Annotated in this window: 26 protein-coding genes; all 26 read left to right on the forward strand. The window is 36.5% G+C overall.

The features are described 5' to 3' along the window. The first annotated feature begins 1 nt into the window (after position 1). The 26 genes from AC6I2O_RS15870 (at position 2) to AC6I2O_RS15995 (ending at position 24567) form a co-directional block, all read left to right on the forward strand. Positions 2-3022, forward strand: coding sequence for an LAGLIDADG family homing endonuclease (locus AC6I2O_RS15870; protein ID WP_497743230.1), 3021 nt, complete (start codon positions 2-4; stop codon positions 3020-3022). A gap of 157 nt (positions 3023-3179) precedes the next feature. Further along, positions 3180-4703, forward strand: a complete 1524-nt coding sequence (locus tag AC6I2O_RS15875) for a hypothetical protein (RefSeq protein WP_497743231.1) — start codon at positions 3180-3182, stop codon at positions 4701-4703. 221 nt (positions 4704-4924) lie between these two features. Next, on the forward strand, positions 4925-6490 hold the full coding sequence (locus AC6I2O_RS15880; protein WP_497743232.1) for a hypothetical protein: 1566 nt from the start codon (positions 4925-4927) through the stop codon (positions 6488-6490). A 64-nt stretch (positions 6491-6554) separates the two neighbouring features. Next, positions 6555-7019, forward strand: a complete 465-nt coding sequence (locus tag AC6I2O_RS15885) for a hypothetical protein (protein ID WP_497743233.1) — start codon at positions 6555-6557, stop codon at positions 7017-7019. Positions 7020-7033: 14 nt separating this feature from the next. After that, entirely contained in the window at positions 7034-7510 is a 477-nt protein-coding gene (locus tag AC6I2O_RS15890) for a YonB family capsid-like protein (protein WP_497743234.1), read from the forward strand. Between the two features lie 496 nt (positions 7511-8006). After that, positions 8007-8162 carry a GIY-YIG nuclease family protein gene (locus tag AC6I2O_RS15895; protein ID WP_497743350.1) on the forward strand — a complete coding sequence of 52 codons (156 nt, stop codon included), beginning with the start codon at positions 8007-8009 and terminating at the stop codon, positions 8160-8162. Then, positions 8104-8442 (forward strand): hypothetical protein, encoded by a 339-nt coding sequence (locus AC6I2O_RS15900; RefSeq protein WP_497743235.1) that lies wholly within the window; start codon positions 8104-8106, stop codon positions 8440-8442. The genes AC6I2O_RS15895 and AC6I2O_RS15900 overlap by 59 nt, the downstream gene beginning before the upstream one ends. 309 nt (positions 8443-8751) lie before the next feature. Then, a complete protein-coding gene (locus tag AC6I2O_RS15905; RefSeq protein WP_497743351.1) occupies positions 8752-9360 on the forward strand; it encodes a YonB family capsid-like protein in 609 nt (202 codons plus the stop codon). Between the two features lie 78 nt (positions 9361-9438). Continuing rightward, entirely contained in the window at positions 9439-9990 is a 552-nt protein-coding gene (locus AC6I2O_RS15910) for a hypothetical protein (RefSeq protein ID WP_497743236.1), read from the forward strand. 14 nt (positions 9991-10004) lie between these two features. Further along, complete coding sequence (locus AC6I2O_RS15915; protein WP_497743237.1) at positions 10005-10439, forward strand: hypothetical protein; 435 nt, start codon at positions 10005-10007, stop codon at positions 10437-10439. A gap of 5 nt (positions 10440-10444) precedes the next feature. Next, the gene (locus tag AC6I2O_RS15920; RefSeq protein WP_497743238.1) at positions 10445-10759 is read left to right on the forward strand and encodes a hypothetical protein; all 315 of its coding nucleotides are present in this window, start codon (positions 10445-10447) and stop codon (positions 10757-10759) included. Further along, positions 10743-11312, forward strand: a complete 570-nt coding sequence (locus AC6I2O_RS15925) for a hypothetical protein (RefSeq protein WP_497743239.1) — start codon at positions 10743-10745, stop codon at positions 11310-11312. Before AC6I2O_RS15920 ends, AC6I2O_RS15925 begins: the two co-directional genes overlap by 17 nt. Positions 11313-11564: 252 nt before the next feature. Next, positions 11565-12041, forward strand: a complete 477-nt coding sequence (locus AC6I2O_RS15930; RefSeq protein ID WP_497743240.1) for a hypothetical protein — start codon at positions 11565-11567, stop codon at positions 12039-12041. Further along, on the forward strand, positions 12038-12559 hold the full coding sequence (locus AC6I2O_RS15935; protein ID WP_497743241.1) for a YomW family phage-derived protein: 522 nt from the start codon (positions 12038-12040) through the stop codon (positions 12557-12559). Before AC6I2O_RS15930 ends, AC6I2O_RS15935 begins: the two co-directional genes overlap by 4 nt. Continuing rightward, positions 12540-13295, forward strand: a complete 756-nt coding sequence (locus AC6I2O_RS15940) for a hypothetical protein (protein ID WP_497743242.1) — start codon at positions 12540-12542, stop codon at positions 13293-13295. Before AC6I2O_RS15935 ends, AC6I2O_RS15940 begins: the two co-directional genes overlap by 20 nt. A 41-nt stretch (positions 13296-13336) precedes the next feature. Beyond that, positions 13337-14131, forward strand: coding sequence for a YomU family phage tail tube protein (locus AC6I2O_RS15945; RefSeq protein ID WP_497743243.1), 795 nt, complete (start codon positions 13337-13339; stop codon positions 14129-14131). Positions 14132-14278: 147 nt separating this feature from the next. Then, positions 14279-14503 carry a hypothetical protein gene (locus tag AC6I2O_RS15950; protein WP_497743244.1) on the forward strand — a complete coding sequence of 75 codons (225 nt, stop codon included), beginning with the start codon at positions 14279-14281 and terminating at the stop codon, positions 14501-14503. Between the two features lie 309 nt (positions 14504-14812). After that, entirely contained in the window at positions 14813-15283 is a 471-nt protein-coding gene (locus AC6I2O_RS15955; protein ID WP_497743245.1) for a DUF1064 domain-containing protein, read from the forward strand. A 1-nt stretch (position 15284) separates the two neighbouring features. Next, positions 15285-15740 (forward strand): hypothetical protein, encoded by a 456-nt coding sequence (locus tag AC6I2O_RS15960; protein WP_497743246.1) that lies wholly within the window; start codon positions 15285-15287, stop codon positions 15738-15740. Positions 15741-15746: 6 nt separating this feature from the next. Continuing rightward, the gene (locus AC6I2O_RS15965) at positions 15747-16139 is read left to right on the forward strand and encodes a hypothetical protein (protein ID WP_497743247.1); all 393 of its coding nucleotides are present in this window, start codon (positions 15747-15749) and stop codon (positions 16137-16139) included. Between the two features lie 31 nt (positions 16140-16170). Further along, positions 16171-19671: a phage tail tape measure protein gene (locus AC6I2O_RS15970; protein WP_497743248.1), complete on the forward strand. Its 3501-nt coding sequence runs from the start codon at positions 16171-16173 to the stop codon at positions 19669-19671. A 364-nt stretch (positions 19672-20035) separates the two neighbouring features. Next, the gene (locus tag AC6I2O_RS15975; RefSeq protein WP_497743249.1) at positions 20036-20209 is read left to right on the forward strand and encodes a hypothetical protein; all 174 of its coding nucleotides are present in this window, start codon (positions 20036-20038) and stop codon (positions 20207-20209) included. A 32-nt stretch (positions 20210-20241) separates the two neighbouring features. Next, on the forward strand, positions 20242-21387 hold the full coding sequence (locus AC6I2O_RS15980) for a hypothetical protein (RefSeq protein WP_497743250.1): 1146 nt from the start codon (positions 20242-20244) through the stop codon (positions 21385-21387). Positions 21388-21580: 193 nt separating this feature from the next. Then, on the forward strand, positions 21581-21838 hold the full coding sequence (locus AC6I2O_RS15985) for a hypothetical protein (protein WP_497743251.1): 258 nt from the start codon (positions 21581-21583) through the stop codon (positions 21836-21838). 634 nt (positions 21839-22472) lie between these two features. Continuing rightward, entirely contained in the window at positions 22473-23873 is a 1401-nt protein-coding gene (locus tag AC6I2O_RS15990) for an AAA family ATPase (RefSeq protein ID WP_497743252.1), read from the forward strand. A 43-nt stretch (positions 23874-23916) separates the two neighbouring features. After that, positions 23917-24567 (forward strand): HIT family protein, encoded by a 651-nt coding sequence (locus AC6I2O_RS15995; RefSeq protein WP_497743253.1) that lies wholly within the window; start codon positions 23917-23919, stop codon positions 24565-24567. Positions 24568-24908: the final 341 nt, after the last annotated feature.

The raw sequence follows: 24908 nt of genomic DNA on the forward strand, positions 1-24908 counted from the left end.
TATGGGATTAGTGTTAAATGAAAATGGCCTGTATCTTCCAAGCGATTATGAGATATATCAAAATCCTAACCTATATAATATGACCACGCGTATGCAGGATCAGTATAAGCGTTGGTGTGAGTTCATTCAATGGGGTAGGCGGAATCCTGTGTTCTTTGCTGAAGAAATTTTCGGTGTAGAATTCATGGACTACCAAAGATATATTTTTATGATGAGTTGGAATACTCCGTACGTAGTATGGTGTTGTAGTAGAAATTCTGGTAAAGCTCTTGATTTAAACACCAGGATCCCAACCCCTACAAGTGATAAAACAATGCGCGATATTAAAGTTGGAGACTACGTTTATGATGAAAATGGCAAGCCTACTAAGGTGGTAAATACGTCTCCAATATTTTACAATCATAACTGTTATGAAATTACTTTTTCCGATGGAGAAAAAATTGTTGCTGACGAAGATCATTTATGGCATGTACGTGTGCATGGGAATAGATTTAAAGTTATAAACACCAAAGAAATGTATGATACTTATTTACTTCCTCCACGCAAAGACTTACAGTCATGGAGATGTACTTGGAAAGAATATCGTTATTCTGTTCCATCGCCAGGACCTATACAGGTTGAAGAGAAACAATTACCAATAGATCCGTACATATTAGGTTTGTGGCTTGGAGATGGAGCATCTGCACATGGAAATATAACATCTTCTAATAAAGATTATAAGGATATGATAAGATGCATAGAACAACGAGGTTATAAGGTGTATTCAGTCACTAACGATCACGGCGATAATAAAAGGATAACAATTCACAATGCTGACGACGTGCCGTTACTAATTCTGCTTCGCGAAAATGGGTTACTATTAAATAAACATATCCCAGATGAATATTTACATGCTTCAATTCAACAGCGTGTGGACTTGTTGGCCGGTTTGTTGGATACAGATGGATACATATCTAATGATGGTAAAAATAAATGTGAATTTGTACAGAGTAAAAAACATGCTTCTATAATATATGGTGTTTCATCGCTCCTTACTTCTTTAGGAGTGAAACATCAAATCAAAGAAACTCTTAAAAAGTGCAATGGAAAATCTTTTGAAACATTGCGCATTCATTTCAGATTAGATAACTCTCAACAATATTTCCGCTTAAGTCGTAAAAAGAACCTATTAACTGATTATATGCATATCAGATCACAATACAAGTCAATTATATCAGTGTGTCCTGTCAAGAGTCGTCCAACTAAATGTATAATGGTTGATTCTCCATCTCATCTATATTTGTGCGGAGAAAAAAATACAGTTACTCACAATAGTATTATGGGTTCTATCTTTATTATGACTAAAACTCTTCTGATCCCAAATCACACGACTTACATCTTATGTGGTGTAGGTTCTCAGTCTATTGAGCTTTTCACCAAAATTGAAAAGTTTGTCTATAACCAAATTCCAAGTTTCTTAACATTAACCGATGTGTATCAAAGTGAAGTCGTAAAAAATGCAGCAACAGGGAATGGATTTGTCCATAATCCATCTTCTTATAAATTTGAACTGTATAACAACAGCCGCGTTTTCACACTGAACGGCGCAGTCGACAATAACAGGAGTAAACGTTCCAATCTAAACTTTTATGATGAAGCAGGCTTCGTTGGTGACGAAGAGTTATTTACCACATCTGAACCTTTCTGTGCACAAAGTTCGAAATTCCGTCTCGGTACTAACTTAGATGATAATACGTTGAAAGCCCAGCCATTGCCTTTTGCAAATCAGCTTATCTACGCCTCTTCTGCCGGTCGTACAGACCAATACTTTTTCAAGAAATATAGGGAAGCTTCGCTCCGTATGGATGCTGGAGACAAAGACTACTTCTGTGCAGACATTAATTCTGACATGGTTATTAAGGCTACAAAACACGGAGTTCCGCTGCCTGAGCCTCTTCTGACACAGGAAATCATTGATTCTCGTATGCGAGAAGATAAAGAAGCAGGTCTTCGCGAGTATGGAAATATTTTCACAACAGAAGGCGGTAATGGTCAGATTATCCGAAGAGCTTCTATTATCAAAAATTCACATCCTATGCCACCTGTACTATACAATACAGGGGATCCAGATAAATTTTATAGCATTGCATACGATCCAGCTCGTCAGCACGATAACTCTATCATAGCTATTGGTGAATATTATCAGGATCATGAAGGCTGGAAAATGAATTTAGTCAATGTTGTATCTCTCATAGACGTTATGAAAAAGAAAAAGACACCTATTGATACGCCAAATCAGATTAAAATCTTAAAGCAAATTCTTGCAGGATATGTTCCTTCACAAGACGCTACATATGACAGCTTAATCTCGCTATTGGTTGATGCTGGATCTGGTGGAGCCGGTGTCCCAATTACAGACTTTTTATGCGAAGACTGGGTAGATGTTGACGGTAATCCACGTAGAGGATTAATTGATCCTGAATTCAATGACGGAGATCAGAAAAGATTCCCTGACGCTGTCAAGGATAAACTACGCCTTATATCTCCTATTAAATACAAGTCTGAGCTTTTTGAATCGTTAATTAAGATGATAGATTCAAATTTAATCAGTTTCCCGGAGGAGTATTCTGGTAAGGGTTACATTGAACTGATTTATGAAGTAGATAAAAATAAAGTCAAAACATTGAGACAAAATTACCCTACAGAAAAAGAAGAAAAAGAATTATCCAAAAAGGGAAGCAGCGTGATTACAGAAACACGGTATCTCACTCTTGATGAGGAACTTGCATTAAAACAAATTAATGCAGCTAAAACAGAATTGGTGAATATTTATAGATTTGAACAATCTTCTGGCAAGGACAGATTTGACCTTGCACCTGATAAGGCTCGTAAGTTGCATGATGACCGTGCATATTGTATTGCTCTACTTGGATGGCAGCTGGCTCAGCTAAGGAGATCGAATATTGTAAGTAAGAAGAAAAAAACTGAAAATAAATATGACTTTTTCGCGATCAGGGCACCAAAAAAAGTCACCCGTTTTTAATTTTTTTGATTTTTAACAAAAATAGGCGGCTAAACGGACACTCTCCCCATATCGACCGCAAATAATATCCAGCCCTTATTACCGCAAAATAAGTATCAGTCAAGAGACCTTATAGGATAGGATATTCATTTTTATATTAAGAAAGGAGTGATCGTGTTTGGATAAAAAAACTGTGCAGGTTAATACATCACAAGACCGTCGCACAATCAATTACAGTAAATTAAAAGAAATTATGCTCCAGAATGTATCCAGAGCTAAAACGAAAACGTTCACTCAGTATACGAAGGATTTAATTAAACAATATCTTAGAAATCCGTACAGCAACATTGATAACATCAGAGAAGTTTCAAGATTCCTGATGCGGAATTCGATGATTTATAAAAAGATAATCTCTTATTTTGCCCAGATGCCATTATTTACTTACAACGTGATATACAAATCTGATTACAATAAAAGTATTAACCAGAGTAAGTTTTTGAAACAGTATAATGACATTACTAAAAAATTACAGGGAATCAACATGCGTAAAGAGTTCTCTATTGTAATTGGGACTGCTTTAAGAGATGGAGCATATTTTGGTTTCGTGTATGACAACGATGGAGATGGCTTCTTCTTATATGGACTAGACCCACGTTATTGTAAGGTATCTGGTATTACTGAGGATGGAGAATACATTTTTTCATTTAACGTATCATTTTTTGATCAAGGTAATAACATAGAGTACATTGAAGGCGTAAATGGAAATACAGACGGTATATGGGATGATGTATTTGTAAAAGGATACAATGATTATAAATTAAACGGCCGAGATTTTATGTGGGTTGAATTGCCATTTGAAAAAACTTTATGTTTGCTAACTGATGATGATCCAGATATGCCATTACCATATTTTTTACCAGTATTCATTAGCTTACTAGATTTACTGGATTTAGAACAAATTCTAGCGTCAAAAACTGAGCTGGAAAATTATGTCTTATTACTTAGTAAGATACCTCTAATCCCTAATACCGGCGAAGTTGATGATTTTGCCGTGTCACTGGAGTTGGTAGAATTTATACAATCCATGATTGATGAAGTTGTTCCTGATTTAGTGGGAACTGCTTATTCTCCATGCGAACTGGAAGTAGTCAATTTTAACAAGTCTAATACTACAGATGACACAGATAAGTTATCGCAATCTATGAACAATTTATTTTCAAATCTTGGTATTTCTAAGCTTGTTGTGTCATCCGGAAGCTCAACAAATAGTGCCGGTCTCAAGTACAGCATCCAAAACGATGAGTCGCTGGCATTGAGATATGTAGATAGACTCAACAGTTGGATGAATGCTTATATTAAAGCAAACTATTCTGATCAATTCATGTTTAAATTCCACAGAGTTACTTACTTTTCTGAAAAAGAATACATCAACACCTTAAAAGATGTCGCGACTCTTGGCCTCCCTGTAGCTATCGACTTGGCTACCGCGATTGGGCAAACTCCGTATGAAATGTTGTGTTCTACTGTTATGGAAAATGCCCTTGGGTTTAAGGATGGCATTTGGAAGCCTCTTGATACAAGTTATACACAAAGCGGTGATGATAAAGGTGGTCGTCCTCTTACCGATGACAGTGATTTGACTGATGAAGGTATGAAAACACGGGATGGTGAAAAGAATCTCACCACCAAGGAAGGAAAATAAAAGGATTTTATGAAACAGAAAAAATTTATTATTACAATGGATAAAAGGGCTGCAGATGAATTGATATCTAAAGGTTTTATCTTGGTTAGTTACTCAGATAACACTTTTACTTTTATGAATTCTAATCAGGAACTCTTTTCTCAAGATACAAAAAAGAATATACACTATACCGATAAGTTATACGTATAGCGTTATAACAAATAACCAATGGAGGTGGAACGTTGAATAGAAAAGCATTGACCTTACAGGACCTATACTCTTTCTACTTAACACACTTCTCTTCTAATGCAACTTTTAGCGCTAAAGATGCAGGCTTCCAGATTGCAGTTCAGGATAGTGACCTCGCACATTTTGATTCAATCAAAATAGAAGACGGTTTGATGTTCCTTAAGTTTAAGGTATGTCATATTGATACAAATCGCAATGGCTCACATATTTCAGAAGAACACATGATGAGCGCTATGCCTACATTAAAATACCGCCCTGTATTAGCTTATATTAAAGAAAATGAGGCCGGTGAATTTGACTTCGACTCTCATAACATGACCATCAATGAAGATGGAACTGTTGATTATGAAGAAGGACAGGTTGGTGCGTTTACGGCTGACGAACCTTTCTTAGAGTATGACGAAGAAGCAGATAAAACGTATGTAATTGCATATGCTGCTATCCCTACTGATTATACTAAAACAGCAGAAATCTTGGAACGTAAGAACGGAACCAAGGTCAGCTGTGAATTGTGTATTAATGAAATGTCATACGATGTTAAACAGAAAGTCCTTAATTTAACAGACTTTTATTTTAATGGGGTTACGTTGCTTGGTGAGCATGTAAAAGAAGGTATGCAAGGTAGCCGTGCAGATATTACTTCTATTGAAGAATTCAGCGCTGATAAGAATAGCATGTTTGCTGCCGAAGAGAATAATACAATGATTAAGCTGTTGGAGGAAATTAATAATAAATTATCCAATCTTAATACACAGTTTCAGGAGAAAGGAGGCAAGGATTCGGTGAAGTTAGAAGAATTATTAGAGAAGTATAATAAAACTGTTGATGATTTAGATTTTGACTATGAAAATATGTCAGATGAAGAATTGGAAACTAAGTTCGAAGAACTGTTTGCTAAAGATCCAGATCCGGAAGACCCGAAAGACACCGAAGATTTCAAAAAGAAAAAAAGATGTTCTATTGAAATTAATGGCAAAACATATTCTATTGATATTTCATTAGATGAAAAGATTCGTGCATTGGAAGTTTTAGTTAACGAGAGTTATTCTGAACAGGACAATGCTTACTATTCTGTAAAAGTATATGATGATTATGTTATTATGATTGACTGGTGGAATAATCGGGCATACAGACAGTCTTACACTACTGAAGATACGGCCTATACTCTTACAGGAGATCGCATAGAGGTTTATGCTACATATCTCACAGAAGAAGAGAGTAATCAGCTAAAAGAGCTTAAGTCTAATTATGAAGATGTATCATCTCGCCTTGACGCTTACGTGCAAGAAGAAGAAACTCAGAAAAAGAACGAAGTTATCTCTAATGAAAGCTATGATTTAATCCGTGATACTGAGGAATTCAACAATCTTGTAGAGAGCTTAGACAATTTAACGTATGAAGAAGTTGTATCTCAGTGTGACCAGATGCTTCTTAATTATATCAAATCGTCTACTAGTACGTTTGCAGCATCTAGCAGACGCTCTATTAGAATTGGAGCTTCTCACACAGACGATGATGATTCCAATATTCCATACAAAACATTAAGAAAGAAAAAATAAAAAACCTAGAGCTTAGAGATCGGTTCAGCCGATCTTTTTTATTGCTCTGAAAGGAGAACGTGAAATGACAACTAATTTTATTCAGTTTACAAAACATGCGGTTGCTGGTAGCTCAAAGCTGAAAGCTACAGTAGCTGGACATATTTTTAACATTAAGATTGATGAAGATCTTGATAACGGAACACTTGTTGCAAAAGGTGACTATGTAGCACCAGAAGTATATAAGGCAAAAGACAGTACAGGTTTTGCCGGTGTAATTCTTGATAAGGCTGCTAATGGCAATTGGTATGTAGAGGTTACAGAGCCGGGTGATGCTCTTCTGCTGCTTAATGTACCGCTTATCTACGAGGAATACACAAAATCTATGCAGCATGAAAGCAACTTCTATAATGCTACTGGCGACACCGTAAGAGCTTATGAACTTTACAAGGATGACATCTTCGAGCTTTCCGCAGAAGGATTCGAAGGTACGCCTGAAAAGGGCAAAGCTGTAACAGTAGAAAATAAGAGATTAAAAATTGGTGCATAAGGAGGGGAGAGACTATGGCAAAATTAATGAATTTTTCAAGTGATAACACAAAAAAAGTATTTGCAGAGAAATCCTACGATGAGTTCTCTCAGCTTATGTTCGATGCAGGTCTTGGTCAGGCTAAAATGGATAAAACTGAAGCCGATGAGACAATTAGAGAGATTTTCTTTGAACTATTGGAGATTGATCCATCAAGTTCACGTAAGGAAATTCGCAAAGCAATCCGGAGACATAAGATTGATATTTATGAAGTAATTGAGGAAACAGTTGAGAATCTACTGGTAAGTGGATGGGGATCTGATCCGTTCTTCAATGATTATGTTGAAATTAAATCAGCAGCAACAGGTGATACAAATGAGTTCTACACTATTGATGATATTATCCTGACAGTGTCTGAACTTAGTGGAAATCACCATGATATAATCCGCCAAAAACTCAATGAAGGACAGTCTTTTAGAGTTAAGACATCTTGGTATGGGGTTAACTTTTAGCTCCCTAACATTGTGAAATGTTTGAAATAATAACGCATTGAATTGCTGGAAAACCTTAAAGCTAATTACACTACAACGTAGAGATGAAAGAAACTCAAACGCGAATGTGGCGAAAGCAGAAAAAAGTAATTAGATGGCATATGGTTAAACCCTAAGTGCTACGAAAGAATAAACCACCTGAAATAAGGTGCTTTTATTTTGCTCAAAAATAGGTAATCAGCAGCGAAGCCTTTAATAGAGGAACGTTCAACGACTATCTCGTAAGAGAGTAGATTTACAAGCGGTCGGTAAATCGAAGTGGTGCGCATCTGTAGATAACAGATGAAGATATAGTCTAATCTTTAACGAAAGTTGAAGGGCTTTAAGCCAACACGGAGTAGCGTCCGAATTTAATATTATTCTTCAATAAATAAAAATATAAAGGAAGTTCATGAAAGAAAAATTATGTGGTATTTACTGTATTGAAAATATACAGGATAAAAGGAAATACATAGGTATGTCTTCTGACATAAAAAGAAGATGGAGCGATCACAAGACACGCTTAAATCATAATACACACGTAAATCAGTATTTGCAAGCTGCTTGGGTGAAATATGGAGAAAATAATTTCTCTTTTTATATTATTGAACTGTGCGATAGGGAAAAAACTTAGTGAGCGTGAATGTTATTATATAAAAGCTTACCACACTTTATCACATGAACAAGGATATAACTTGACCACAGGAGGAGAAAATACTTCTATTGGTAAACCAGTGATAAGATTAAAAGATGGTAAGATTTATAATTTCGTACATGAAGCCGCCAATAGTGCACAAGTTGTTCCTATAACAATGATCTCTTGGTGTCGTCAGAAACATGAATATATGTATTTAGATGAATATAACTTACTTTCTCAAGATGAAAGAGAATACTGGATTAATTTTGACTGGTAACAATTCGATCATCAAAAATTAAGCATAGCGCATTCTCGTGAAAACAGATCTGAAGCAAGTCGAATAAAACTAAGCGAAGCAACGTCCGGAGAAAACAATCCAAGAGCACTTAAAGTATATTGCCCTCAACTGAATGAAATATTTAATTGTATAAAGTACGCTTCTGACAAATATAACGTAAACAGGGGCAGTATATCTTCATGTATTAAGGGTAGATTAAAAAGCGCCGGTAAACATCCCATAACCGGTGAAAAATTAACATGGGAGTTAGTAGAAGAATAATATTGAAGTGTTAAATAGAAATGTAAAATCTATACAGAGCATGAACTGTTTATGGCTGGTCGTATAGACTGGGCAACTTTCATTAGAAAGATCTACGAAGCATTTGATAAGAAAGTAAACGACATGGTTTACGCAGCAGTTATGAGTGCTGGTAATAAAGTACTTCCTACAAGTCAGTTTACAAAAACAGGCGCACTTGTAAAAGATACACTGATCGAGCTTGTTGAAGATGTGCAGACGGCTAATGGTACAGAGGCTGTTATTATGGGTACTAAAACTGCTCTATCTAAGCTGAGTGCTTTAACTGACACACAGTGGATTTCTAACGGCATGAAAGAGGAAAGAAATACTACAGGTCGTCTTGGCATCTGGGAAGGCATTCGCCTCGTAGAAATTCCACAGTCATTTGCTCCAAATGATACTACTACGAAACTTGTAGATAATAACAAGCTTCTGATCATGCCTGTAGCAGACAACAAGTTCATTAAAATCTTTAATGAGGGTGATGCTCAGGTTAGAGACATCACTGATAAAGACGTAAATATGGATATGACATATGAGTTCGAGTATCAGATGAAGATGGGTGTTGCTACAGTTATCGGACGTAAGTTTGGTATGTGGACAATCACAGCTTAATTAAAAATTAACAATGTATAAGACCTCTGTCTCTCCGACGGAGGTCTTTTATCTAGGAATAAAAGGAGATAAACGAAAATGCCTACAAAAACAAATGCAATTAAAACTGCTGCTCCTGTTGTAGAAGAACCGGTAGCTACAGTAGAAAAAACAGAACCAAAGAAAATTGCTAAAAAATTTGAAGCAAGCGATATGATCCAGGTTAGAAGTATTACTCAGGGTGAATTGTTGCTCCCTGGTAAAAAGAGTGGATTACTTTATCGCTGGTCCGCTTATGGTGATATTACAGAAGTAGAGTATCAGGATTTATATGCACTTAAGTCAGCTCGTTCTCAGTATATCTACTCTCCTCTCTTCATTATTGAAGATGAAGATCTGCTTGAAGATGTTAGATGGAAAGATGTGAAAGCACTCTATGAATCTATGTATGAGAATGAAGATCTGGATGCAATCCTTAGACTGTCTCTTGCAAGTTTTAAGAAAACCCTTAAATCTCTCCCAACGGGAATGCAAAATGCAGTAAAAATTGAGATTGCTACGCGTATCGACAATGGTACCTTTGATAGTATCCAGAAGATCAAGGCAGCCGATGAAATCTTTGGTACAGATTTTATTACACTGATTTCATAAGGATGTGATGCTTTATGACATCATACAAGAGAATATTTGAGCGTTTTACGCAAAAAATTACCGATTTTAAAATACTAGATCTTACCGATGATGATGTAAATCAAATGATGGTTGGATGGCTTAATAGTGCCATTTCTAAATTCAGAAGGTGTGAAAATGACCTATCTCTCAGGAATGAGGATATACAGGTGTTTGATATTGATTTAAACGATCAAGAAATTGAAATCCTTTCTTTACTCATGGTTGTCGAATGGCTAGAACCTCAAATGAACTCAGAGTTGTATACTTCACAGTTCTTTGGAGGGAAAGAAGAAAAATTTTTCAGTCAGGCCAATACTCTTACAAAATTAATGGAATTGCAGCGGAAAAGTTTTCTGCGAGCACAGAAGTTAATGCGTGATTATGCTTATCAGAATAAAATTTGGTCTGCTAAACAGGAAGGAGTATAAGAATTATGAATCTATCATATGAAGATATTCCAGATAAGTTAATTTACGACAACCTGAAAAATCTTATAGGACAAGTCTTCAAACTGCTTCCATATAAAGAGAACGATGTTCCAACCTTAGATGAACATCTATCTAATATCTTGCTTCGCCTTACCGGCTTAACAACTCTTACTCAAGATTCCCCTGAACTAATTACTGTTATTTCTGTTTTAGAAGCTATCCGAACAGAAAAAGATTTCCAACTATATAGGAAAGCTGTCCTGGATAGCTGTTCTACGTTACAGAGAATGCAGGAGAAATACAGTGCTGGAATTGTATAGGCGTAGGGTCGGTAGTCAGGGGAAACATGTAGGCGAAGCATTGAAGAAACAATCAGACACTATTATGGAGCAGACATTCGATCGTGATATAGCTTACCGTATTTGTTATTTAGACGGTAAGCCTATTGAAGCAAAGTATATTACATACACCTACTATTCTATTTCAAAAGATGCAGTAGATTATCATTTACAGTTCAAACCGGGTGTACATACTCAAATCGGTAAATATATAGACGTGCCAGATGACACTGGTGCATACAACAGATGGCTTATTGTTGGGAGAAGTGATGAGCCACAGTTTGTCAAGTACAACATACTGAAATGTAATTGGACTTTTAAGTGGATAGCAGACGGCATAGTGCATGAATGCTTAGGAGTATTAAGGAAAAAGTTAAGCTACAACAGTGGGTTGTGGACTGATTATGCAGTAGTCCACTGTGTTTTTTGGAAACGACACAGTGAATCTCTCTTAACTGCTGGGAGGTCCTTAGAGCTTATTCAGCTACAACGTAAAGATGAAATATGCTTAGGCGTGAATGCTAAAAATGAATAAGATTGGATGATCAGCAACCAAGTCTCGAAAAGAGAAAGGCTCACAGGCCAGTAAGTCCTTACATAGTAAGGCATAGGGATATTATCCTGAAATGGAGAGCACCTAAGTGATTTATCATATGGTGAAGATATGGTCGGAACTTATGCGAAAGTATAAGATAACATTTCGTACTACTCCACTTCCCCAGAAAATCAAACTCAATTCATAGTTCCTACTCTACCGCTTACCCAAACCATTACATATAACATCAGAATGTTGATTAGCGACAATCAAATAAATCCAACAGCTTGGGAAGTCTCTAAAATAGAAGATCTTTCTCCTCGTGGTATAACAATCGTTACTTTAAAGCAAGACGTATTTAACGAAAATACAGATAATAAAGAACTGATGATAGCTGATTACCATAAGTCAAATATCACGCCTGAAAATCAGAATGACATAGTATCGCATCAGCACATGACTATTAAATACAGTACGGCTCCGACAGTAAAAGTTGGTGGTTCATACAAAACTTTCTCAGTGGAATCAAAATGTGAAATAGATAAAGATGCAATTACTTGGACTGTAGAAGACTTAGATGATGAAGACTACTCTTCTATTATGCAAGACGGTTATTGCAAGATTAAGATAAGTAAGAATTATGATCTCATAGGGAAGGTGTTTAAGCTTAATCTATTTTATAGACAAGTTCTGAAAGACACAGTACAGATCGAGGTGATAGGGCTATGATTCGCGACATACAGAAAATTGATGATGATGTTATCACAGCAAGTCGTTTAATCAAAGAAAAATTGTACAGTGATCCTGATGTTATCGAGGCGCTACATAATCCTGAACTAGATCCGGAAGAACCTGATTCTTATTGCGATGTCAATATCTTTGATTTCTTACGCATTCCTGGAACAACTGATAAAGTGAAAAATTTTATCTGTTTCGATATGAAGCAAGAGCGTTTGAGTTACTCAAACGAATACATGAAACAACAGAAATATATCTTTATGGTGTTTTGCCATGAAGATGATATTAAAACACCATATGGCGCATCACGCCATGATCTTTTAGCTTATCTAATTCGTGATATTTTTAACTACTCTAATATGCTCGGTACACAGATTGTAGAAACGTCTAATGTTCCGGGACTATCCGAAGCTCATTATAGTACACGTACTATCACTTTCACTGCTATGGCTCCGAACTCTCCTGTTCAAGGGGTACGTACGAATAGGTATGAATTATTTAGAGAATGAGTTAAAACTCTATTTTGGTGATGATTACCAAATTAATGAGCACATCATTCTACATCATCCTACGGTCGGAGATATAGTTGAACTCGGAGAGAACGCCTACTTTGGGACGATCCATACATTCTCGCTTATCCCCTCAGATATGAAGTCTCAGTTGTGGGATATGGGAATTTGCTGGGAGGACATCAGCGACTACGAGCTGTTTTGTATGCTTGTGTTATCTCAGACACTTACAGTCAGTAAAACACAAGTATTGTTTGGAAGTTTGGATTTTACTAAATTCGTTCCATATACACTGCCAGAGACCGATGAATGTATCTTATATCAGCAAACCGAAAACGGTGATGTATTTTTAGATGAAAATGATTATTTAAAAATAGCATCTGCTGTACGGAAGATTCATGGTATTAAGCCCAAGGTAGAAAGAGCTGGTAGTAGGGTAGTTAGGGAAATTCTAATTGAAGAAGATAGACGAAAATTACAGAAACTGAAAGAAGAATCAAACAAAAGTACATTAGTGCCATTGATCTCTTCTTTAGTAAATTGCTCAGAATTCAAGTATGACTTAGATGGAATCAGGAAACTTCCAGTGTATGCTTTTATGGACAGTGTTAATAGAGTCCAAATTATTAAGTCTTCCACCGCCCTATTGCAAGGATGCTACAGCGGTATGATTGATACGAGCAAGATAGATAAAAAAGAATTAAATTGGATGCGTGATTTTAATACGGGGGCATAGTATGCCTTTTTTATTGCGCAAATTTACAGGAGGTAAAAAAGATGGCTGTTAAACATGACATTAACAATTTTATTATTGACCGTTTCCTACGCGGTGTAATGACTTCAAAGACAGATGGATCTTTCATGTGGTCTGTTAGCCAGATGACGAATCCGCAGCTGACGATGTCAACAGAGGAACAGAACGCAGTTGATGCAACTGGTGCAACAATCATGTCTTTCGAAAGAGCTAAGAATGCAGAATTCTCTGCTGAAAACTCTGTATTTGACCTTGGTCTGTATGCAGCTCAGGCTGGTACTGAGAAGAAATATGGTAGTGACGAATCTAAGATTACTGCTTTCGAATTTGAAGAAATCGAAGTTACTGGAGCAACAATTAATCTGAAACGTCAGCCTATCGGTCAGATCATGAGCATCAGTGAAATTAACTCTGATGGTTCTATCACTGCACATTACAAAAATGGTACGGAAGCAAATGAAACTGATTTCGTACATGCGGATGGTGCTCAGGAGATTACTCTTCCGACATCTGTAAAACCAGGTGCAGTTATCTTTGTTCAGTACGACTATGAAGCCGCAAGTGGCGTTATGGTTGAAAACAAAGCTACAGAATTCCCAAGGGCAGGTGTATTCCGTGCTGAGGTCCTTGGTGTGGATATTTGTGATACGTCTAAGCTTATCCACGCGTACATTGAATTCATGAACGCTAAACTGGATAGTAACGTAGATATTACATTTACTACAGAAGGCACACATCCGTTTACAATCAAGGCTATGCAGGACTACTGTGATAGAGAAAAGAGACTCTTCCGTATCATCATTCCGGATGAGGAGTAATCTTACACTCTAATGCACACAAATAGAATATGTAAAATATGCGGTAAAGCTTACTACTACTGCCCCTCATGTGATAACCACATTGGGGCAGATGGTCGTCGTGAGCTTTGGCGTGTAATGGTGCATGATGAGAATTGCAGGAAAATCATGGATACACTTCAGAGACATTCCACGAAGGAGTATTCAGATGAACAGGCAAGACAGATTTTATTATCATGCGATCTTTCTGTGATAGGTGATAAAGCTACCGATCTGATCAAAAGACAGATAGCTGCTATCATGGATATTCAGCCTGCAATGCTAGAACCAGAGCCGGAGGTCACATATAGACCTCGCAAATCAAAAACTAAAAAAGTGATTGAAAACAATTAATTTATGAAAGGGGAAAATATATCACTTGAACAGTTATATATTTTCCCCTATTTTTTTGAGCAGAAAGGAATAAAAGGATGTTCATTACAAGTAGGATTACAGGACAAACATACAACCCTGATTCTGTGCTATATCTTACGGATGTAGCACAATGGAGTTTTTATTTTCAAAATGGTTGCGAAACCGAACTGATAGATATTTTATACGATCCCAGTTATAACATAAAACGACCTCTATGTATGGTATTTAAGAAGAGTAAAAAAATGCATGAGCTATATGACATGTGGCTTGCAAGGAAGAGTGACTTAAATGGCCAGAACGCGCAGTAAGTTCGGAGTTAATACTACTGCCAAAGGGAAAGCAGACCGTACTTGCAATGATTACATAACAGGCGTGCCGATAGTCTTTGATAGTAAATTAGAGAAACAATATTATGAACAGGTCGTTATACCAGGATTACGGGATGGAACAATTGTGAAAGCTGAACTTCAAAAACGTTATAAGCTTCAGCCTTCATTCAAATATAAAGGTGAAACCATTAGAGCGATTGATTATATCAGTGATTTTACACTGACATATGATGATGGCTCTATTTTAGTTATAGACATTAAAGGGCAGCCAACAGCGGATGCCAAGATTAAAAAGAAGATGATGCATTATGTTTATCCAGACTTAAACTTTATCTGGTTATTTCATACGAAAGCAACCGGATGGATTGAGTATAAGGATTTACAGAAGCTTAGACGGGATAAGAAAAAAGAACAAAAGGAGAAAGAATAATATGACAGTTACGGAGTTTTTTGACACATATAACGGAGATGTTGAATCTTTAAATATACGGTACTTTATACCAACTGCAGAAAAGCTGGATGCTATACGAGACCTAGTAATAAGTCTTATTGATGAAGACAGTCAGATTATAGCTACATATAATCAGGTTGCTGCAATGATAACTAAGGAAATTTTGATTATGAATCTGTATATGGGACTAACATGTACAACCATAGAAGATTATGATCGTGTAATAGAAAGCGGCATTTTAAATCAGATCCAGCTGAAGGGCGATGATTATCACGTATGCATGAAGTATTTTGATCTTGCTCTCGAGGACGCTATGAAGGTTCGGAATAGTGCTGATGGAATAGCATTTAGGTGCGTAGAAGGTGTTAAAAGGTTTATGAGAGATATAAGCCCTGATACTCTTTCCGTGATATTAGAGATAATTGGTGGAGAGTGATATTAAATGGCACAGAAGTCTTTACAGGCTCAGGTTCAGGAAATTGTACGTAGAGAATTAGAAAATCGGGCTGATAAAGCCAAGCGTGCGTTGGCGCGAGCCACCAAAGAAGCAATGAACGACTACTACTCAGTGCCTGAAGGGAAATATTACGACAGAACCGGGATGTTTAAACAGGCATATAAAGAATACGAGCATAAGGATACCCGTGATAAAAACCATATGTCAATTACTGTTGGTGTAGTTTTTGAAAATCCACCAGCATATGAGAAGCATGGCGTACCGCTAGAAGATATCTATGCTAGCAACTTAGCGGGTGGGCACGGAGGAAACGGAAATCAATCTGCGGATATCTTAGAACAGGTAAATGCTATTGCAGATAAGATTTCTGGAAAATAATTTACACAATACAAGGTGGTGAGAAATAAATATGGAAAATAGACGTGTACTGATACGTTTTGATTCAGATACGACTTCGATAGATCAGGCCGAGAAAAGATTAAAAGCTCTCGAAGCTCACAGAGCAAAAATCAAATGCGAACTTGATATCAACGGGAAGGTTTTACAAACCAATCTTGAGGATGCTCTTAAGAAGATACAGGATGGCGACACTAATGAGCTGCAATTAAGCTTAGATCTTAGTACCTTAACAAAAGAACTTAAACAGGCAGAAGCTATCTGTAAAAAATCAGCAGAGCAAATAAAATCTGACTTCGAGCAGGCAACTATATCTCGTACAGCTGAAACCTTAAGAAAAAATTATACTGGAAAGAAAAGTTTTAAAAGGAATTCAGAAGAAGCCTCACAGGAATTGCAATCTTATTACGAAGGTGCATACTCTCGTGTAAAGTCACTTGAATTTAACATTGAGGATCCCACAGAAGGTATCAATATTGCAAGAATCTATGATTACACAAAGGCTGTCAACGAACTTCTGACTGTTGTATCCGATATTCAGAAAGTGGGTGGGCAGAGAGGACTCAACCTGGATCTTGGAATAGATGATATAGAAGGATTCATGGGACATTTTGAAAACTTGTCCCGTCGCCTGGGTGAACAATCAACTGACATGTTGCAAAATGTAGCCAAGCAAAGCGCTACTGCTCTCCCACCTATTATAGAAAAACTGAAGTCTAGTTTTACGGAATTACCTGAAGTGTTAAATAGTGGGTACACTCAGAAGGCTTCTGCCGAAATTGAACATTTACAAGCCGAACTGCAGTCTATGGGAAGTACCATGGATGAACTTAGAGTTAAAATGACAACCGCTCATTCTGGTGAAGAATACGATGCACTTGCTCAGGATTTTGCGAGAGCTGAACAGGAAGCCAGGGATTTAGCTGATACAGTTACAAGATTGCGGAGTAGGTTAGATTTTTCTGTAGAGTACGGACAGTCAATGTCTGAACAGCTCGGGGCTGCTGAAGACCAATTAGAGGATTATAAAAGGCAAATTACAGAAATGAAAGCTGGCATGGGTCAGCAAAGTAATATAGACGCTGGATTCGCGGAAACTTTTAAATCTATCGTCCCACTTATAGAAAATATTAATAATAATTTACTCTCTATGAAAGCAGTGATTGCAGATGTTGGTGAAGGTGCAGAACTATCTCCTCTTCTACAGTCTATTAATAGCATTACAGACGCTGTTAGTAAATTAGGCACTAATTTTAATAAGGTAAAAACAAGCGTCAAGTCAATATTTAAAGGCATATTAGGGGATGCCACTTCTTTCACTCCTGAGAATGTTGATGCGTTAAAAGCATTAAGCAAAATAAAATTTGATACCTTAAGTGGTTTAAAGGTAAATAAAAAATCTTTTGAGACGCTGATTACAGGGATAAAAGACCTAGCAACCGTTGATTTATCTCAGCTTGTGGGTCTAACAAAAGTAGATCTACATGGTTTTAATGGTTTACACGTTAATCAGAAATCTTTTACTAATTTAGTTGAAGGTCTAAAAGAACTGGCAAAAATTGATTTAACTGAGTTACAAAATCTGAAGGGAATTAATTTCGAAGGGTTAAGTAATCTCCAGTATGCCGCTACCGGAATAGATGCTTTAACTAAAGAATCTAAACATTTCTTAGATACTTATAACAAACAAATAGAGGCTTCATTAAAACGCTATCGTGGTATGGGAATTTCTGAAGATGAACTTGCTCCGTTAAAATCGGCACAAAAAATCTTGAATTCTACGTTCACAGCGTCTGGTATGAGCAGTATGTCAGATCTGAATGGAGAAATGAAATCATTTGTATCTTTAGTATCTGAGGCCGACGATAAGCTTGCTCATATGGCTGAAGAACGCACAAGGTTAAATCAGGAAGACGCGAAGGCCAATAAAGCCGCATCCAAATATGACTCGCTACTGACCAAAGAGAAAAAATATCTAACTGATTGGATCAAAAATGGTACACGCACTCAGGAAGAAAAACTGTCATTCGATAGGGTTCAAGCTGAACGACGTGAGTTGCAGAAGCAACTGAAAAATGATCCAAACTTTAATAAAAAGGGCGGAGAAGAACGCAGGAAAGCCATCTATGAAGATGCAAGGAAACAGTACCTTGATATGCTGGGTGATGCTGAAACTCAAGCTAAAAAGATCATAGATCAAGGCCCTGATCTTGTTAATCCAGATAAAATTAAGGACGCGAAGAAAATCTATGCTGACATTATTGATCAGAAAGAAAAATTTAACGGATTCATAGATGAGGATGCTATCAATAATGCCCATAAATTCAAAAAAGAATTAGCGGACATTAACCAGGAATTAAAGCCAAAAATGTCTTCTAAGGGCACCTATTTAGGTGATCTTGGTAATACCAAGGATATTGACGTAGCTATAGCAAAGACTAAAGAGCTAATCGAGACACGTGCCAAAGCAACTGGTTCAAAGATCAATTATAAAGATCTTAAAAATGATGGCCGTCAGTTAATTTATGAGGAAGTCACAAAAGACGGTTCTATAAAACAGATGGCCGCGAACATTGATATGCTGGATAACAGTGTCAGAACTGTAACCAAATCTGAAAAAGCATATATTTCTCAAGGGCAGCAGTTTGTCAATTCTATCAAAGGTAAATTTGCAGAATTAACACGATACCGGATTGCTTCAGAAGCCATGGAAAAAGTTTTCCAATTTGCTCGGAAGGGCATTACTGCTGTTGTAGATGTTAATACAGCAATGACAGAACTGAAAAAGGTTACTGACGAGACAGCCTTAAGTTATGCAAACTTCCAAAAAGCTGCTGGGGAGACAGCGGTTGAAGTCGGAGCTACAACAAAAGATATTATCACCAGTACAGCAGATTATTCCCGTCTTGGTTATGCCTTAGATGAAAGCGCTGAACTGGCTAAAAACACTGCTATCTACAAGAATGTTGGAGATGGCATAGATATAAATACAGCAACTGAAGATATTGTAAGCATTACAAAAGCATATGACATTGCGGCTGCGAAATCAATGCATGTCATTGATGTGCTTAATGAAGTAGGTAATACTTTTGCAATCAGTTCAAGTGGCATAGGTGAAGGCCTTAAGCGGTCATCTTCCGCTCTCGCTGCTGGTAATAATACATTTGAAGAATCGGTTGCAATGCTTACAGCAATGAACGAAGTCTTGCAGGATCCTGCTATCGCAGGTACGACCCTTAAGATGCTTAGCTTAAGATTAAGGGGTGCAAAGACAGATATCGAAGCAGCTGGAGAATCAACCGATGGAATGGCTGATTCCACTTCGAAACTTCGTGAACAGGTGGCTGCACTTACTAATGTAGATGGTAAGGGTGGCTTTGATATTATGACTAACAATGGTCGGTCATTCAAGAGTACATATGAGATCCTCCAAGGTATCGCAAAAGTATGGAAACAGATTGATGATATAGATCAGGCAAACAATACTTGCCTCTACGTACAGAAATGTGCGTAATGCAAACACATCTAAAACCAGTAAAACCTAAAGCTCTATCACTACAATACGGATGAAATAAGCTGGTATGAATGTAACGAAAGTAAAACAACGATAGAGATTCTATATGGTCAAAAGCCTAAGTAGAGATTTTGTCTTTTTTATATAAAAAGAAAATGGTAGTTTGGTCGCGAAGTCCCGAACAGGGATGTGTCAAACGACTACCCGTACGTCACGGGGGCGAAAGCCTTAATGTAGGGCGCAATCATAAAGGTGCTCGAAATGGTGTGGCTGCTGCTTCTTATGAAGCGTGGTTAAAAAATAGTCTAGTCTTACATGAAAGTGTAAGAAGTTGTTGATTTTTTTTATGAGAAAAAGGATTAATATGAAAAAATTTGATAAAGAATACTTTACACAATTTACACCAGAAAAAATATTTTTATTAAAACATGGTATATTCCCTTCTTTTTTAAAAAATATTAATGGGGTTACTACATATAAGTATACAAAAACGCCAGAGTTGTTCCAGCTATTGGCGATTTTTTATGCTCAAAATTAATTTAAGAAAGATAATATACGGGTGATAATAATATGACCACAACAAAATATACTTATAAATTTGTTAAGCAAGAATTTGAAAAAAGAGGATATACATTAATATCAAATGAATATATCCGTATGAATATGAAACTTCGATATATATGTAATAAACATTCAGAAAAAGGAGAACAAGAAATTTCTTTTAGTAAATTTTATCATTCTAATCAAGGTTGTAAATACTGTGGTAGAGAAAGAACAATCGCTTCTCGGAAAGCTACAATTAACAAACAAGAAGATCAGTTATTGTGTGCAGCACATGATTTTACTTATATAGACACAATAATAGAAAACCATGTCGTAAAAATTAAATTTATCTGTAATAAGCATCAGAATTTAGGCATTCAAACAATGAACAAATCAAATATGAAACGTCAAATAAAAGGATGTCAATACTGTAGTGGAAAAAATTTACCAAAATGGTACATTGCTGATTTGATTCAAAAAAGAAATCCAACCTTAGATATATTAGATGAGTATAGTAAGCTGACAGATAGAGTTAAATGTAAGTGTAAAATACATAATATAGTAACAATTAAGTCTATACAAGAAATTTTACATGGCAAAGGATGTTATTATTGCGGTATCGAAAAATTAGCTCAATATCATCTCCTAACATTGAAAGAATACCAGAATAGAGTATCTCAAGAGAATAAGGACGTTATGGTTTTAGAGTATAGTGGCCAGAAAAATAATGCCAAGTTTAAATGTGCGTTATGTGGACATGAATGGTACGGGAGTGCTGGTTCTATGATAAATAATGGCGTGTCTTGCCCAGAATGCACTCGTTATTATAGGGGTGAAAAAACAATCAAGCTTTTACTTGATAAATGGGGATACGACTACAAACAACAATATAAATTTACCGATTGTAGAGATAAAAGATTACTCTCATTTGATTTTTATTTAGCAAAGCACAACACATGTATAGAATATGACGGTAAGCAGCACTTTGACGAAGTTTGGAAGGGTAAAAACAATTTTGCCATAACTGTTAAACATGATCAAATTAAGAATCAATATTGTCGACAAAATAAAATTCATTTAATTCGGATTCCTTATTTTTGTGAAGATATAGAATATGAACTTTTTGATAAAATGGCAAACTTAGGAATTATAGAAGAAATTCAGATAACATAAACTATTTTGAAAAATCAACAACTCACAAGCGTTATGAACTTGTGGAATATAACGAGCATTACTCGAGCTTATCGCGGGTAAGCAGAGAGCGCAAGGTGCAGCTGCGCTATTAAACAACTGGACTCAAGCAGAGTCAGCTCTTGCTACTGCAAATAACTCAGATGGATCTGCTTTAGAGGAAAATCAACGCTATTTGGATTCCATTGAAGGAAAGCTGCAGCAATTACGCGCAGCATTCGAGAATCTTTGGTCTGGATCAGTTGACTCCAACGTTCTTGGATTCTTCATTGATCTTGGAACATCTATTTTAAAAATTGTAGACAATGTCGGATTACTGCAAACCGCAATAGGTGCAATAGGTGCGGTAATGGCATTCAAGGGTGCGGGTAGGGCAAACTTAAACAGTCGTCCTCATTTGAAGATGCCCGCAATTAATCGGATTGTAGCATAATCGCGCTACTCTCCTGGTTATAGAGCAAAAAAGTGTAAATTGATTCCTTATGGAATGATCAGTTCTTAACTCTGATCCGGGGAAGTACCAATGTAACTATACAACATTTAAAACATTGGGAGTATATCCGCAGCGAAGTCTCTCTCCTATTCTGGTTCTTATATAATACATAAAATAAGTTAAAGAGAGAAACGTTCATCGACTATAATCGCTTGCGTTTACATGGGCGAAATCATGTATGCGTTAATGGATAGTCAGGACTGTATGTGCTGTATAGAGCACTAGAAAAGTTAACGATCATATATCTGCCCGTAAAGGGTAAAATGTGTATGAGAAAATTCCTTTGCTATTGACGAAATAACAAAGAGAGCTTTGGAAATAAAAAATAGGCAACGAATTTTTCCGTATTTATTTTATGACTTATGTTTAAAGATAGCATGAATGCAGGAAATCAGATCGTTTTTTAGTATCGTTATTTTTTGCGGGGAACAGGATTTGATGTTTACCGTAATCTGAGACTAATATTAATTTTAACATTGATAAAGTTAAAAAAATTAACAAACATTGAATAAAAATTGACTTTTAGGGCAGAATAGCGTATAATAGTAGCACGTAGAAAGGCAGGTGACAGAATATGAAACAGAACGTGGTTCGTCTTGTCGCAATGGAAATTGATAATATAAAAAATGTGAAGCATGGAAGAATAGAAATCTCCCAAAACCGGAAAGGAAGTATTCTGGGAATTTACGGTCAGAATGGTTCAGGGAAAACGGTCGTTGTTGATTGCATGGTTTTGTTAAAGAGCTTGCTTAGCGGAAAAAGAATTTCTCCACATTTTTATTACTATATCAACGCTCAAAGTGAGACGGCTCATATAAAGTATTGTTTTGAAATCAGGACAGATTTTGGTGGAAGTTACGCAGAATATGATGTAGAAATTTTAAAGAACGGGGAATCTAGTTTTTGCATCAGTAAAGAAAAACTTAGCGTGAAGGAGTATTCAGAAGAAAAAACGACAAGACTGACACCGGTGTTTGATTATCAAAAAGGAGAGTCAGCCCTCTTCCAACCACGAAAATATTATAGTTACTTTGAGAATAAGAAGAATATGGAGAGCATGGTTGCACTGAGAATTGCACAACAGATAACAGAAAATTTCAACGAAGAAAAACAAAAACCGGAGGTTGGTTCCTTTTTGTTCTCCAAGAAAGCACAGGAAGTGTTCGCACGAGTAGAAGGCGATGCGGAAAAAATATTTCGTTTTAGCAGTATCCTACAGAACTATGGAAGGTATGATCTGGCAGTAATAGAAAATGAGCATTATGCACTTTTGGCATTGAATCTCGATATGATACCGATTAATATTGGCTGGCCGGATTCTGTAAAATTTCAAATTAGCGGAATTTTGCTTCGGCTTACAGATATCAATGTTGTTCCAAAAGAAATATATCCGTATGTAGTAAATACGATAGAGCAGATCAATATCGTTATGAAAGCATTAATACCAGAGATTCAGCTTGAAATCTACAATGCTTTTGACAAACTCATGGAAAATGGGAAAGATGGTGTTCAGTTTGAGGTTATCACGTTAAGAGAATGTGCGCGGATTCCTCTCTTGTATGAATCTGCCGGGATAAAAAAGCTGATTTCTATCTGCAGTAACCTGGTTGCCTGCTATAATCGGGAATCTTATTGCCTGGTGGTAGATGAACTGGATTCTGGAATTTATGAATACCTTTTAGGTGAGTGCCTAGAGATTATGCAAAAAAAGGCAAAGGGGCAGTTGATTTTTACATCTCACAATCTGCGACCTCTGGAAGTGCTTGGGAATGATTTTCTGATTTACACAACGGTAAATCCAGAGAACAGATATATTAAATCCGCTTATATTAAAAACACACAGAATACCAGATTATCTTATCTGCGAACAATTAAACTTGGCGGTCAAAAAGAAAAACTATACAATGAAACCAACATATACGAAATGGAACTGGCAATGCGCAGAGCTGGAAGGGTTGGAACACATGACAGATAAAGTAATCCTGTTCCTTGTAGAGGGGCCGACAGATGAAGATACTTTGGCGCTGATTTATTCAAAAATTATAAAAGGACATGATATTAAATTTGAGGTGTTGCACACGGACATTACAGCTGATGAAGATATGACCGTGAAATATATTGAAGATCAGATTAAAAAAGCAATAGGGGCATACTTGAAGAAAAATTTATTCATCAAAAAAAGTGATATCCTCAAAGTAGTACACATTATAGATACTGATGGCGCGTTTGTTCCAAGTACGCTGGTTAAACAGTCAGATACAGGAAAAACAGAGTATTATGAAACGCATATTGCAGCGAAAAATAAGGATCGTCTCATTCGGAGAAATATCAGTAAACGCAGTATCGTATATAAGTTATCACATTCGGCAGATGTGGCAGGTTTTCCTTATGAAATATACTATTTTTCCAGAAACATAGAGCATGTGTTGCACGACATTCCTGATGATTTGACGGATGAGGAAAAGGAGGAGCTGGCATTTGAAATAGCAGACCGCTATAGTGAGCACCCTGAAGATTTCCTGATACTATTGTATAAAGCAGATTTCTATGTTTCAGGAACCTATGAGGATACATGGAAATTTATTATGGAAAATGGACATTCTTTGTGTCGTCACTGTAATATGTCAGTGTTTTTTGAAAAATTAGGGATTACAGTGAATGAAAGATAAAATTTTAGGGGCATTTCTGCACCTTGAGTGGAAGTAAAATTGGAATAAGATTCTTCGTCAGATACTTTATCTGAGCATCCAGGGTAAACTCTAACCCATTTATTCCGACAGTAAACTTACACAATCAGGATTCAGAATAAGCTTACAAAAGTAATAGAACTATGATATAATACGGATAGGCGAAAGGCCACTTGAATAATTTTTAAGCAGAAAGGGCAATTCAATAATAACAATTATTGATAGAAGAGGGTTTATGTATGTTGTCGATCTGAACATACATAAACCCTTTTTGAATAAAAAGCATCAACTGTAGGCACAACACATGATTATGAGTTCTACGG

The organism is Blautia sp. St.27G3, from assembly GCF_059728505.1.